This window comes from Variovorax sp. OK605 (assembly GCF_900115445.1).
Lineage (GTDB): Bacteria > Pseudomonadota > Gammaproteobacteria > Burkholderiales > Burkholderiaceae_C > Variovorax.
Window position 1 is genome coordinate 454,572 of sequence record NZ_FOWL01000005.1, and the last position, 12,357, is coordinate 466,928.

At 67.7% G+C, this 12,357-nt stretch carries 14 protein-coding genes; 5 read left to right on the forward strand and 9 right to left on the reverse strand.

From position 1 onward, the window contains the following. Positions 1 to 19: 19 nt before the first annotated feature. A complete protein-coding gene (locus BM013_RS16395) occupies positions 20 to 799 on the reverse strand; it encodes an aldolase (RefSeq protein ID WP_093128670.1) in 780 nt (259 codons plus the stop codon). A 277-nt stretch (positions 800 to 1,076) separates the two neighbouring features. Here BM013_RS16395 and BM013_RS16400 point away from each other — a divergent pair, with 277 nt between their 5' ends. Then, positions 1,077 to 2,024, forward strand: coding sequence for a DUF2971 domain-containing protein (locus tag BM013_RS16400; protein ID WP_093128671.1), 948 nt, complete (start codon positions 1,077 to 1,079; stop codon positions 2,022 to 2,024). 79 nt (positions 2,025 to 2,103) lie between these two features. Here the strand turns inward: BM013_RS16400 and BM013_RS16405 are convergent, their stop codons facing one another. The 4 genes from BM013_RS16405 to BM013_RS16420 all read right to left on the reverse strand — a co-directional run bounded on the left by BM013_RS16405 (position 2,104) and on the right by BM013_RS16420 (position 6,928). Continuing rightward, complete coding sequence (locus BM013_RS16405) at positions 2,104 to 2,976, reverse strand: LysR family transcriptional regulator (RefSeq protein WP_093128672.1); 873 nt, start codon at positions 2,974 to 2,976, stop codon at positions 2,104 to 2,106. 68 nt (positions 2,977 to 3,044) lie between these two features. Continuing rightward, complete coding sequence (locus BM013_RS16410) at positions 3,045 to 4,895, reverse strand: cytochrome c biogenesis protein DipZ (RefSeq protein ID WP_093128673.1); 1,851 nt, start codon at positions 4,893 to 4,895, stop codon at positions 3,045 to 3,047. A gap of 122 nt (positions 4,896 to 5,017) precedes the next feature. Continuing rightward, positions 5,018 to 6,385, reverse strand: a complete 1,368-nt coding sequence (locus BM013_RS16415; RefSeq protein ID WP_256221526.1) for an ATP-binding protein — start codon at positions 6,383 to 6,385, stop codon at positions 5,018 to 5,020. Positions 6,386 to 6,592: 207 nt separating this feature from the next. Then, on the reverse strand, positions 6,593 to 6,928 hold the full coding sequence (locus BM013_RS16420) for a hypothetical protein (RefSeq protein ID WP_093212116.1): 336 nt from the start codon (positions 6,926 to 6,928) through the stop codon (positions 6,593 to 6,595). Between the two features lie 211 nt (positions 6,929 to 7,139). Between BM013_RS16420 and BM013_RS16425 the strand changes: the two genes are divergently transcribed. Continuing rightward, positions 7,140 to 7,880 (forward strand): response regulator, encoded by a 741-nt coding sequence (locus BM013_RS16425; RefSeq protein ID WP_093128676.1) that lies wholly within the window; start codon positions 7,140 to 7,142, stop codon positions 7,878 to 7,880. A 36-nt stretch (positions 7,881 to 7,916) separates the two neighbouring features. Here BM013_RS16425 and BM013_RS41235 read toward each other — a convergent pair whose 3' ends face one another. Continuing rightward, a complete protein-coding gene (locus tag BM013_RS41235) occupies positions 7,917 to 8,060 on the reverse strand; it encodes a hypothetical protein (protein ID WP_177206401.1) in 144 nt (47 codons plus the stop codon). Between the two features lies 1 nt (position 8,061). Next, positions 8,062 to 8,691 carry a thioredoxin family protein gene (locus BM013_RS16430; RefSeq protein WP_371280217.1) on the reverse strand — a complete coding sequence of 210 codons (630 nt, stop codon included), beginning with the start codon at positions 8,689 to 8,691 and terminating at the stop codon, positions 8,062 to 8,064. Positions 8,692 to 9,135: 444 nt separating this feature from the next. Here BM013_RS16430 and BM013_RS16435 point away from each other — a divergent pair, with 444 nt between their 5' ends. After that, positions 9,136 to 9,405 (forward strand): hypothetical protein, encoded by a 270-nt coding sequence (locus tag BM013_RS16435; RefSeq protein ID WP_093128678.1) that lies wholly within the window; start codon positions 9,136 to 9,138, stop codon positions 9,403 to 9,405. A 40-nt stretch (positions 9,406 to 9,445) separates the two neighbouring features. On the opposite strand, the gene BM013_RS16440 is transcribed toward BM013_RS16435, so the two are convergent. Together BM013_RS16440 and BM013_RS16445 are read right to left on the reverse strand one after the other, a co-directional pair. Next, a complete protein-coding gene (locus tag BM013_RS16440) occupies positions 9,446 to 9,787 on the reverse strand; it encodes a hypothetical protein (protein ID WP_093128679.1) in 342 nt (113 codons plus the stop codon). Between the two features lie 11 nt (positions 9,788 to 9,798). Next, positions 9,799 to 10,482, reverse strand: coding sequence for a TetR/AcrR family transcriptional regulator (locus BM013_RS16445; protein WP_093128680.1), 684 nt, complete (start codon positions 10,480 to 10,482; stop codon positions 9,799 to 9,801). A gap of 130 nt (positions 10,483 to 10,612) precedes the next feature. Between BM013_RS16445 and BM013_RS16450 the strand changes: the two genes are divergently transcribed. Together BM013_RS16450 and BM013_RS16455 are read left to right on the forward strand one after the other, a co-directional pair. Continuing rightward, entirely contained in the window at positions 10,613 to 11,278 is a 666-nt protein-coding gene (locus BM013_RS16450) for an O-methyltransferase (protein ID WP_093128681.1), read from the forward strand. Between the two features lie 59 nt (positions 11,279 to 11,337). Further along, positions 11,338 to 12,210 carry an SDR family oxidoreductase gene (locus tag BM013_RS16455; RefSeq protein WP_093128682.1) on the forward strand — a complete coding sequence of 291 codons (873 nt, stop codon included), beginning with the start codon at positions 11,338 to 11,340 and terminating at the stop codon, positions 12,208 to 12,210. Positions 12,211 to 12,357: the final 147 nt, after the last annotated feature.

Below are 12,357 nucleotides of genomic sequence, written 5' to 3' on the forward strand. Positions count from 1 at the left end.
TGACCTCGAATGCAAACGATCAGCGCGCCGCCGAAGGCAGCGCCTTCGTCTGGCGGCACCAGTAGTTGAAGGCGCCGTTCACGATCGACGGCTTCAGCAGGTAGTCGTGCGCCTCGCGCGCCAGTGCGTCGTCCACCGGCGTGAGCGCGCCGTAGGCGGCTTGCGCGCGCAGCTGCAGGCGCGCCGCACGTTCCAGGTAGACCGACAGGTAGGTCGCTTCCTCGATCGTGTGGCCGGCCGTCAGGTAGCCGTGGTGCGCGAGGATGATGGCCCGCTTCGCGCCCAGCGCCTCGGAGATCAGCACGCCTTCCTGGTCGGCAATCGGCACGCCAGGCCAGTCGGCGAGAAACGCGCAGTCGTCGTGCAGCGGCGTCATGTCCATCTGCGCAATCACCAGCGGCTGGCGCGCCGCGGCCAGCGCGGAGGCCCAGGGCGAGTGCGTGTGCACGATGGAATGCACGTCCTGGCGTGCGCGGTACACCCACAGGTGAAAGCGCGTGGCGGGGTTGGCCATGCCTTCGCCAGTGAGCGTGTTCAGGTCCTGGTCGACCTCGATGAAGTCGTCGGGCGTGGCCTCGTCGAAGCCCAGGCCGAAGCGCAGCGTCCAGTAGGCGTCGGGCCGCTCCGAGCGGGCGCTGATCTGCCCAGCGAGCCCGGCTTCCTGCCCGGTCATGGCGAGGATGCGGCAGGCAAGTGCCAGCGTCTCCTTCATGCTGCGCGGCGCGTCCTTCAGGTGCTGCGCCATCTCGCGGGTGGCCCGCGCGTCGAAGTACTCCTTCGTCCGGAGATCGTCTCTCATGTGTCTGTCCTCGTGGTCTGGCGGCCGGCGAAGAGGGCACGTTTGCCCGCGCCGCGGCTGCTGCGGGCGAGTATGGAGAGGGGGTGCCGCGCGAGCCATGCAGCAAGGTGCATAGCAGCTATGCGGCGCAAGGCCGGACAGCGGTGTCGCATATCCGGATGAGCGCTACGAATTGATCATCTACAGTTGCTGCCGTCAAGCCGATGCGCCCCGGCTGTTTCGAAGTCAAGCTTTGAAAAACTAGTCTCGCCCAAACGACCTTAGGCCAAGGACTCCCATGACTGACACCACGGCCCCTGCAAAGCCGCAAACGATGACGGTACCTCCGGCGTCTCTGTTCAAGTACTTTGGCCCAGGTGGGACTCGTTTTTTCGCGAATTGGCTGGTTCGATTCAGCCAGCCTGCAGCGTTAAACGATCCATTCGAATTCAGTCCTCACGTGCGTTCCTGGGGTACGCCTGATGAAGAAGCGGTTCAAGCAGGCGAGGTTTGGGAGCGGCGCATGGAGGACGCTTACGGTCTGCAGAAACCCGAGTTTCAGCGGAGCGTGCCATTCGACGCGTTTCTTGTCGCTCGCCGTAGGTTCAAAGCTGCCGAAGTTCTTGAGGAATTGGCGCGCGTCCGCAGCACGGCATATCCAGAGATGGCAGCTGGGATCACTGAAATGGCGAACGCGGGCGTCGGTGCCTTGTGCTTGACAGAAAACGCCGACAACCTCTTGATGTGGTCGCACTATTCAGAGAGTCACACTGGCTTTTTGATTGAACTCGACACGAGCGATCCATTTTTCACGGCGATCGCGCCTCCCGCGCATGTCAAGGCCGATGCAGCAGAATTTGCTGACTTTGCGGCGGAGTACGGCCGTCTTCGGCAGGTGATCTACGCAGATGAGCGACCCGAAATCGTGCTGACTGAGATGAGCTTCGATGTATTTCTTACCAAGGGAACATGCTGGACTTACGAGCAGGAGTGGCGAATGTTCATGCCGCTTAGCTATAGCCCTGCTACTCATCACGGCCCACTCGTTGTGCCGCATCCAGTGTGGTTGTGGCCCTTGCCAAAATCGGCTATTCGCAGAGTAGTCGCCGGCGCGCGAGCCACGCCAGCGGTGATCAACACGCTCAAGCGCTTGAAGACTGATCCTTCGACTGAACATATCGTCGTAGAACAGGCACAGGTTGACCCCAAACATTTCCGGCTGAACTTTGGTGTCCCACCAAACTAGGTCGCTGGACTTCTAAGCTGTCCTCGAAAAAGGCAGCGGCCGTCACCACGCCGTACTATTGCTGCTTGTTTATTGGGCGCTACCCGGCAATGTCCACCGCCATGGCGATCAGCTCCCGCACCAGCGGCGGCACCGGCCGGTCGCAGCGCACGATTGCCACCACCCGGCGGCGCAGCGCCGGCTGCACGATCGCCACCTTGCGCAGCCGGTGGTCGCCCAGCAGCTTGTCTGGAATGCGCTGCGGAAGAATGCAGGCGCCCACGCCCGAGGCCACCAGCTCCAGCAGCGCGTCGACCGTCTCGGCCTCCGCCACGAACGAGGGGTTCAGCCCGCTGCTGTGGATCATGCGGCGCAGCACGTAGTGCGACGGAAAGCCCACCAGCCGGGGCAGCTCGGCCGTGAGGTCGATGGCCTCGCCGATGTTGCTGGCCTCCTGCACCACCAGGCACATGTCGTCGTCGAACAGCGGCGTGGAGGCCAACGCCTGCGAGGCCACGGCCGAGTCGTAGACAAAGCCCGCGTCGGCCTTGCCGCTCTCGACCAGCTCCACCACCTCGGGCGAGCTGCGGCCCATCAGCGAGAGGTTCGCGCCGTCGTGCCGGCTCACGAAGCGCGCCACCACGTCGCCCATGAAGTAGTAGCTCAGCGTGTGCACCGTGGCCAGTCGCACCGTGCCGTGCGTGATGCCTTCGCGCGTGCGCACCGCGTCCAGCGCGGCGTCGATCGTGCGGTAGCTGCCCTGCGTCAGCTCGCGCAGCTTGCGGCCGGCCTCGGTGAGTTCCACGCCGCGCCCGGTGCGCAGGAACAGCGGCTTGCCCAGGTGCGCCTCGAGCGCGGCCAGCTGCCGGCTCAGGCCCGACTGCGTCTGGTCGAGGTCGTCCGCCGCGCGCGACAACGACCCCAGTTCGGCGATCCTCAGGAAGTAGCGGAGTTGGCGGTCGAAGCTGTCCATGCGGGTTCCGTGGCGAAACCCGAAGTTAACACCACGCTGCGCCGGCCACCCCGCACCGCGGCACCGCGCTACCCGAAGGTGAACACATAGGCCTGCGCGCCCGCGTCGAGAAACTCGATCTCGAACACCCGGTCTTTCTCGTTCGCCTTCTGCCGCACCAGCTGGTACAGCCGCTGCCCGTCGATCACGCCGTTGCCCTGCGCGTCGGTGTCGGCGCCGTGGTCGGCGAGCGGCGGCTGGCCGTCGAGCGTCACGCGGAAACGCACCGGCTTGCCGCCGGGCGCCGGCCCGAGCACCAGGTGCAGGTCGCGCGCATGAAAGCGGTAGGCGAGGCGGCCGTTCGCGCGCTCGAGCATGGCGCGCTCGGCGTCGATCTTCCATTCGCCGTCGAGCGACCACTGGTTGGTGCGCAGCGAGGCCGGCGCCTGGTACGCGCGGGCGCGGTCGTTCGCAATGCCGCCGGGCGAGGCGAAGCGGTTCGCGCGTTCGTAGCCCAGGTAGGTCTCGCCCGACTCGGGCAGCGTGTCGGCCGCAGCGGCCTGCGTGCCACGGCCCTCGGGCTTCACCAACGGCCCCGCCACCGCGCCGCGGCCGGCTTCGGCCAGCAGCTGCTGAATGACCTGCTCAGATTTGTCGTACATGCCTTCGCCGAACTGGTGGTGGCGAACGCGCCCCTGCGCGTCGACGAAGTACAGCGCCGGCCAGTACTGGTTGCCGAACGCGCGCCAGATGGCGTAGTTGCTGTCCACCGCCACCGGGAAGCCCACGCCCAGGTCCCTGGTGGCGCGGCGCACGTTGGCCGGCAGCCTCTCGAAGGCGAACTCAGGCGTGTGCACGCCCAGCACCACCAGGCCCGCGTCCTTGTACTTCTCGGCCCATGCGTTGATGTACGGCAGCGTGCGCAGGCAGTTGATGCACGAGTAGGTCCAGAAGTCGATCAGCACCACCTTGCCGCGCAGGCTCTCGGCCGTGAGCGGCGTGCTGTTGATCCACTCGGTGGCGCCGGTGAGCGGTGCGATGGCGCCTTCATCGCGCAGGTTCAGCGCGGGCTTGCCCGGCACGGTTGATGTGGGTGATGCCGGTGACGCGGCTGGTGCTGAGGCCACCGCCTCGGGTTGCGCGGCGGCCAGCATCAGGCCGCCGCGGTCGACGCCGGCTTGCGGCTCAGGCGGCGCCTGGTGCCGCGGCAGCCCAGCATCGATCTTCTCTACAAGCGCCTTCTCCAGCGCGGAAGTGGTGCCGAACGAAATCTGGCTCAGCAGGCCCGTGTCCAGCCCCAGCGCGATCGCGCCCACGCCGGCCAGCACCGCCACGCCGGCCGCGCGCCGCAGCCATTCGCCGGCATGCAGCGAGCCCTTCATCGCCGAGAACAGCCGCCCGCCGAACAGCAGCGCCGCCGCCAGCGAGGTGCACGCGCCCGCCGCATAGGCCAGCAGCAGCAGCGAGGTGCCGATGCTCGCGCCGTTGAGCGCCGCGCCGGTCAGGATCAGCCCGAGGATCGGGCCCGCGCACGGCGCCCACAGCAGCCCCGTGCCCACGCCCAGCAGCAGCGCGGAGAACACCGAAGCATGGGCCTGCCCCTGGTTCTGCTCCTGCCCCGACAGCCGCATGCCCAGCGCCACCAGCGGGCGCGCCAGACGGTCGGCCACCGACGGAAAGAGCAGCGTCACGCCGAACAGCGCCAGCATCGCGATGGCCGCGTAGCGCCCGTACTGGTTCAGCGTGACCACCCAGTTGCCGCCCACGGCCGCCAGCGTGGCAATGGCGGCGAACGCCAGCGCCATGCCCAGCAGCATCGGCAGCCCGTGCGAGCGGAACGGGCGGTCGGCCCGGGCGAACACGAAGGGCAGCACCGGCAGAATGCACGGGCTCAGGATGGTGAGCACACCACCCAGGTAGGCAACGATGAGGAGCAGCATGGCGTCGGTCTCGGCGAAGGGTTGATGACTGAAAAAGGGCGAACGGGGTCCTCACGGTCTCGCGCTGTGCGAGCCGCGTGGGCAGCAGGGGGTTGTGGGGCGGGCCGGGCCTGGGCCGCGGCTCAGTCCGGCAGCGGCGCTGTGGTGTCCAGGGTGAGCCGCGCCTCCAGCCCTCCCTCGCCGCGGTTGCGCAGCGCCAGTTCAGCGCCCATGGCCACCGCCAGCTGGTGCGCAATGGCCAGGCCCAGGCCGGTGCCGCCCGTGCTGCGGTTGCGCGAGCCTTCCACGCGGTAGAAGGGCTTGAGCACGTTGTCCAGCTGGTCGGGCGGAATGCCGGGGCCGTTGTCGACCACCGCCACCACCAGCCGGCCGGCCTGCGCGTCGGCGTGTACCTGCAGGCGCACGTCGTCGCCGAACTTCAGCGCGTTGTCGATCAGATTCATCAGGATGCGGCGCAGCGCGTTGGGCCGCGTGACGATCGGCGCGCCCGTGCGGCCCTCCAGCAGCACCTGCTGGCCCGCGTCTTCATAGTCGGCCACCATGCTCTCGAACAGCGCGTCGGCGTCGATGCGGCAAGGCGGCTCGGTGGCGCCGTGCAGCGTGCGCGCATAGGTCACGCCCTCGCGCACCAGCGCATGCATGGCGTCCAGGTCCTGGCGGAACTTGTCGCGGTCGTGGTCGCTGTCCATCAGGTCGGTGCGCAGGCGCATGCGGGTGATGGGCGTCTGCAGGTCGTGCGAGATGGCCGCGAGAATCTCGACGCGCTCCGACATGTAGCCCGCAATGCGCTTCTGCATGGCGTTGAAGGCGCGTGCCGCGTGCCGCACCTCGGTCGGGCCTTCCTCGGCCAGCTCGGCGCCCTTCAGATCGGGGCCCAGCTCGTCGGCCGCGTCGGCCAGCTGCGCCAGCGGGCGCGTCACCAGCCGCACCGCGTACCAGGCACACACGGCCAGCACCAGCAGCTGCAGCCACAACACCCACATGACCCAGCCCGACACCGGCATGTCGACCCGGCGCGCATGCACGATCAACGCGGCGCCGTCGCTCAGCCGCACCTGGATCTGCAGCTCCTGCGTGGGGCTGGCCACCTGGGCGATCTTGACGATCTCGAACGGGCGCATCGCATCGGCAATGGCACCCGCGAACTGCTGCAGCGCCGGCGCCTCGGGCGGCACGCCCTCGGCGGCGCCGCCCAGCGTGAAGTGGTAGTTGCGCCGCTCCAGCCGCGCCAGCCAGCCGGCGCGCTCGTCGGCGGGCAGGCGGTCGAGCACGGCCACGGAGCTCGCAATGTCGCGCTCGATGCCCGTCATCATCAGCTCGCGCATCGCAATGCCGCGCTCGTAGCGGATGGCGGTGAAGGTCAGCAGCTGCGCAATGGCCAGGCCGACCACGATGATCAGCGTGACCCGCGAGAACAGCGTGCGCGGAAGCAGCCTGCGCCAGCCGTCCTGGGGCGCAGGCGCTGCCGTGGCGGTGGGTGCAATCGGCATGGGGAGGCTCGCTGGGGTGGGCATGGTCAGGTTTATAGCCCTGGGTGTGCCCCGGCGGCCCGCCTTTTGTATGCCAGTGTGTTGGCCCGTGGAACGGGACATACAACATTACCTGCCGGCAAGCCCAGACATGCCCAGGTATGCCGCATCCGGCGGGCCGAACGGGACGCTGCCCGGCACTGCTCGCGCGGCGCCGGGCCGTTCGGCCTACTTGAGCAGCTCGATCTTCCGGGCGAAGTCGAGCTGTTCCTCCGGTCCCGGCCCGGCGATGCGGTCGCGGTTGGGCTCGCGCCGGTGGTCGAGCAGCACCTGCCGGCCCACCAGCTTCTTCTTGAGGGTCGAGCCGCCCGAGGCGGCGTCCTCGTCGAACCAGTCGCCGCAGTGGCCGTCGCAGTAGGCGGTGACGCGCTCGCCGGTGGCCGACTGCACGACGATGTGCATGTCGTCGGTGCCGCCGCCGCCGCGCAAGGTGCCGGACAGGGTGGCGGCGAGCGCGGCGCCGGGAAGCAATGCGAGGAGGGGAAGCAGGAGGCGGTAATTCATTTCGGCCGCCATGATAGGCGCCGCCCGGCACAGCACAGCACAGCGCAACGCAACGCAACGCCGCGCAACGCCACGCAACGTAGTGTGGCCGCCCGGCGCGCCGGATACACAGGCATACAAAGCCCCTTGTTCCGCGCGCCAGCCGGGCTACATTGCGGGCTTCCGCTTTCCATCCAGCTCTCCCATACCCGCGCCGGCGCGCGGCAAGGCCATGATTCCCAAGACCTCCGACCACATCCTCATCGTCGACGACGACCGGGAAATCCGCGAGTTGCTCACCACCTACCTGGTCAAGAACGGTCTGCGCGTGGTGGCCGTGCCCACGGGGCGGCACATGCGCGCGGCGCTGGAAGAGTCGGGGCCGTTCGATCTCATCATCCTCGACCTGATGCTGCCCGGCGAAGACGGCCTCACCCTGTGCCGCGACCTGCGCACCGGCAAGTGGAAGGCCACGCCCATCCTCATGCTCACCGCGCGCAGCGAGGAGGCCGACCGCATCCTGGGCCTGGAGATGGGCGCCGACGACTACCTGGCCAAGCCCTTCTCGGCGCGCGAGCTGCTCGCGCGCATGCGCGCCGTGCTGCGCCGCACGCGCATGCTGCCGCCCAACATGCGCTCGACCGAGTCGGCCTCGAAGCTGGCCTTCGGCGAGTGGCAGGTCGACACCACCGCGCGCCACCTGCTCGACGAAAGCGGCACCATGATCGCGCTCAGCGGCGCGGAGTACCGGCTGCTGCGCGTGTTCCTCGACCATCCGCAGAAGGTGCTGAGCCGCGACCAGCTGCTCAGCCTCACGCAGGGCCGCGAGGCCGAACTCTTCGAGCGCTCCATCGACCTGCTGGTGAGCCGGCTGCGCCAGCGCCTGAACGACGACGCGCGCGAGCCGCGCTACATCAAGACCGTGCGAAGCGAGGGCTACGTGTTCGCTTCGACGGTCGAGGCATTGGACTGAAGCGGCACGAGGCACCTCGGTCCACCGCAGTCCGCTTCAGCCTGATGCATCGCGCCGCTTGCGGCGCGTGCCAGGCCCCGTGAGCTGCCGCGCCGTGATGCACTGGCAGCTCACCGGGTTGCGCACTTCATGCGCGATGCCGCCCGCCAGGAACAGCAGGGCGAGCCAGAGCTTCTTCATCTCACGAGCCCTTGGCCGGTGAAGCCGCAGCCGAAGACACTGCGGATACCGGCGAAGGCTCCGCCAGCAGCGCCTGGATCTTCTTCTCCGTCGTGCCGTAGCTGCCCTCGCCAAAGTGCGAGTAGACGATCTTTCCCTGCTTGTCGATCAGGTACACCGCAGGCCAGTACTGGTTCTTGAACGCCTTCCAGGTGCCGTAGCTGTTGTCCTGCGCCACCGCGTGCTTGATCTGCAGGCGCTGAATCGCGTCCTTCACGTTCTTCGTCGACTTCTCGTACGCGAACTCCGGCGTGTGCACGCCCACCACCACCAGGCCCTTGTCCTTGTACTTGTCGTTCCAGTCCTTCACGTAGGGCAGGTGGTTCAGGCAGTTGATGCAGGTGTAGGTCCAGAAGTCGACCAGCACCACCTTGCCGCGCAGCTCTTCGAGCTTCAGCGGCTGCGAGTTGAGCCAGGTGTCGATGTTCTGGAACTCCGGCGCGGCCTGTGCCTCGGTGGCCGGAATGTCGCCGCCGCCGAACGAGGGCGAGGCAAAGGTCAGCGTCAGTGCCGCTGCCGAAGCCGCAAGGGTCACGGCGAAGAACATGGCGGGGGAACGGGTGGGGGAGCGGGCGGGTGAGCGAATGGGCATGGCGGGTCCTTCGAAAGAAGAGGGGCGGTTGTTCGTTTGCTTCGAACGTGGCCGATTCTTCTTCGCGCGACCCGCTGCGCGATCAGTTTGCGTATGTCTCTGTATCTGCAGGACAAGACACAAACACTACGTTTCACGAAACACTCCCAGGCTTTTGTTGCCCCGCGCATCCGCCCTCGCATTTCGAGACTTAGTGGGCGAACTCATCGCCCCTCGCCACCCCCGTCATGCCTACAGTGGATGCCCCTGTCACACAGACACCCACCAAGCCATCAAGGAGCAAACCACCAGCAAAAGCAACCGACCCGCATGCCTCGCGGCGGACCACCGAGTGCACCGGCACCGGTACGAATGCGAGGCACAAAAGGCGACGGCCGGCGTGCTGAAACACCCCGACCGTCTGACCAAGTGAAGTGCAACCACTAGATAGAAAGCGCACCCCAAATGGCTGAACGAACTATAGCCCGGCCCTCCAAGCCGAACGCCTCCACCGCCTCCGCCTGCGCAAGCAAGCCCAGCGCGTCGGACCTCCTCGAAAACAAGCAGACGCAGCTCACTTCGCTCTTGACCTGCTGCCACGGTGAAGACGGGCTGCTGGCCCACTGCTCGTCCTTCGATCTCCTGAGCAACGTGCTCTGGCTGGCCGCCGACCTGTCGCGCGAAGCGGGCGAGCTGTACCAGGAGGTGGCTGCCGCTGCCGGTAACGAGGCATAAGGAGGCAGGCCCGCCAAGCATGGCGGGCCTTTTTTGCAGCTCAGTGCGGCGGCGCGTACACCGCCAACCCCATCAGTTGCCGGGCGCCTTCAACGAGAAGGCAGAACAAGGCACCGCACAGCCCGACGCGAAACAGCCATTTCTCCATGCGACCCGACGTGCCAAGCGCCGTCACGAGCAACGCGAGAAAGACGAAGAAGAGGCCTGCAAGGCAAGCGTCCGGCGCAAGCAATGTCACCGTCGAACTTCCGCGACCGGGCCGATAGGTCGCGCGACCAGTCAACAGTATCCAGAGCCCGTACGCCGCCAGGCCGACCGGGAGCAGGGGCGCGATGTACCGGGTGATCCATCCGGATTCGCGGCGCGTCGAAGGGCTTGTCACAGCGGGTTCCTTCATTTCTCGCTGGCCCGGCGAGGCAGCCGCGCGCGGGCCGTCGGCTCTGTCGCGCCATGCCCCAGGCTCACGAGGTACGCACAGAACATGTCCGCCATCGCATCCGAATACGCCTTGACCTGCGCATCGGTCCGCGGCGTTTCCGAAAAGCTCTTGCCCACCGCGCCGAAGGTCGACGTGATCAGGTCGCCGGCCAGCGCGCGCCTGGCTTTGGAGGCCTTGGGCAGCGCCTCGCGCATGAAGGCCTCCATGGTGCGGTCGCCGGCGGCGCGGGCTTGCTGCGCCTCGGGCGCGGCGCGGTAGAAGGGCGCGGCGGCATCGAGCGCGCCGCGCACTTCGGCCTCGTCGCACTCGGAGCGTATGAAGGCGTGCACCAGCAGGCGCAGCCGCGCGAGCGGCGGCTTCGTCGTGTCCTGCAGGATGCCGCCCAGCATCTCGGTGGTGTCGCGCCACTCGTCGCTCTGCAGCCGGAACAGGATCGACGCCTTGTTCGGAAAGTACTGGTAGACCGACCCCACGCTCACGCCGGCGCGCTCGGCCACGCGCGTGGTGGTGAAACGGTGCGCGCCTTCCTTGGCCAAAACCTGAACAGCGGCTTGAAGAATTGCCGCGACCAGGTCGTTCGAGCGGGCCTGCTTGGGCTGTCTTCTAGAGGAGATCGGGGCGCTTTTGCGTTCGGTCATCTGGGGGGCTCGCAATGCGAATGGAAAACGTGAAGGATTATTCATATTATTGCCTTCACTCGCCGCTGCTGCCAAGCAAGCACTCCCTCATTCATTCCCTCATCCATCTTTCATCCGCAAGGAACACCCTGTGACCACACTCACCACTGCACCGCTCGCGCCCCTGCTGGAGCGCCTGTTCGAAGAAGTCGCCACCCTGTCGCCGCGCACCAGCGCGGCCATCGCCGATCTCTCCAGCGAAGAGCGCACGCGGCTCATGCGCAGCAAGACCGAATACATCGACCTCTACGCACGCCTGAAAGACCTGCCGCTGCCCGTGTCGCGCGAAACCGGCACCTTGCTCTACATGCTGGCGCGCAACAGCGGCGCACGCACCGTCGTCGAGTTCGGTACCTCGTTCGGCATCTCGACGTTGTACCTCGCCGCGGCCCTTCGCGACAACGGCGGCGGCCGCCTCGTCACCACCGAGTTCGAACCCTCGAAGGTGGCGCGTGCTCGCGAGAACCTGAAGGCCGGCGGCCTCGACGACCTGGTGGAAATCCGCGTGGGCGACGCGCTGCAGACGCTCGCCGCCGACCTGCCCGACACCATCGACCTGCTGCTGCTCGACGGCGCCAAGGCGCTCTACCCGGAAATCCTGAGCCTGGTGGAAAGCCGCCTGCGGCCCGGCGCGCTGATCGTCGCGGACAACGCCGACCACAGCCCCGACTACCTGGCGCGCGTGCGCTCGACGGCCGCGGGCTACCTGTCGACGCCGTTCGCGGAAGACGTCGAGCTGTCGATGCGGCTCGGCTGAAAACACGTCACCTTGAAAAGAGGAATGAAACGCCAATGAAAGAGCCCATGAAAAAACCAATGAACGTCTTCGTCACCGGCGCCACCGGCTGGGTCGGCTCGGCCGTGGTGCAGGAGCTGACCCGCGCGGGCCATCGCGTGACCGGCCTCGCGCGTTCCGACGACAAGGCCGGCGCGCTCGCCGCGGCGGGTGCGCAGGTCGTGCACGGCACGCTCGACGACCTCGACACCCTGCGCAGCGCGGCCCGCGCGGCCGACGCAGTGATCCACACCGCCTTCAACCACGACTTCTCGAAGTTCGCGCAGAACGCCGAGCAGGACCGCCGCGCCATCGAGACGCTGGGGGCCGCGCTTGAGCACTCGCAGCGCCCGCTGCTCGTGACATCGGGCCTCGCGAAGCTCGCCACCGGCCGCGCCGCCACCGAGGCGGACATGCCCGGCGCCTCGTCGCCCCGCCAGTCGGACGCGGCCGCGCAGGCACTGGCCGCGCGCGGCGTGCGTGTTGCCACGGTGCGGCTCGCGCCGTCGGTGCACGGCCTGGGCGACCACGGCTTCGTGCCGATGCTGATCCGCATGGCGCGCGAGACGGGTGTGTCGGCCTACCTCGGCGAAGGCCTGAACCGCTGGGCCGGCGTGCACCGGCTGGACGCCGCGCGTGTCTTCCGGCTCGCGATGGAGCAGGGCGCCACCGAGGCCGTCTTCCATGCCGTGGCGGAAGAGGGCGTGCCGTTCAGGCACATCGCCGAGGTCATCGGCCGCCGGCTCGGCCTGCCGGTCGAATCGCGCGGGCGCGAGCACTTCGGCTGGTTCGCCGACTTCACGGGTGCGGACATGTCCGCATCGAGCGAGCGCACGCGCGCCGCGCTGGGCTGGACGCCGAGCGAGCCCGGCCTGCTGGCGGACATCGACCAGCCGGGGTACTACGCCGTGTAGCCCTGATGCGTGCGCCATGCAGGCGCATGCGGCTTTCTCCGTGCCAGTCGCACTGGCCGTAAGCGTTTGACGTCAAGCAACGCACTCAACGGTCTTCATCGATCGGGGTGCGTGCTTTTCTTTTCATGCACGCCCGCCGGTGAGGAC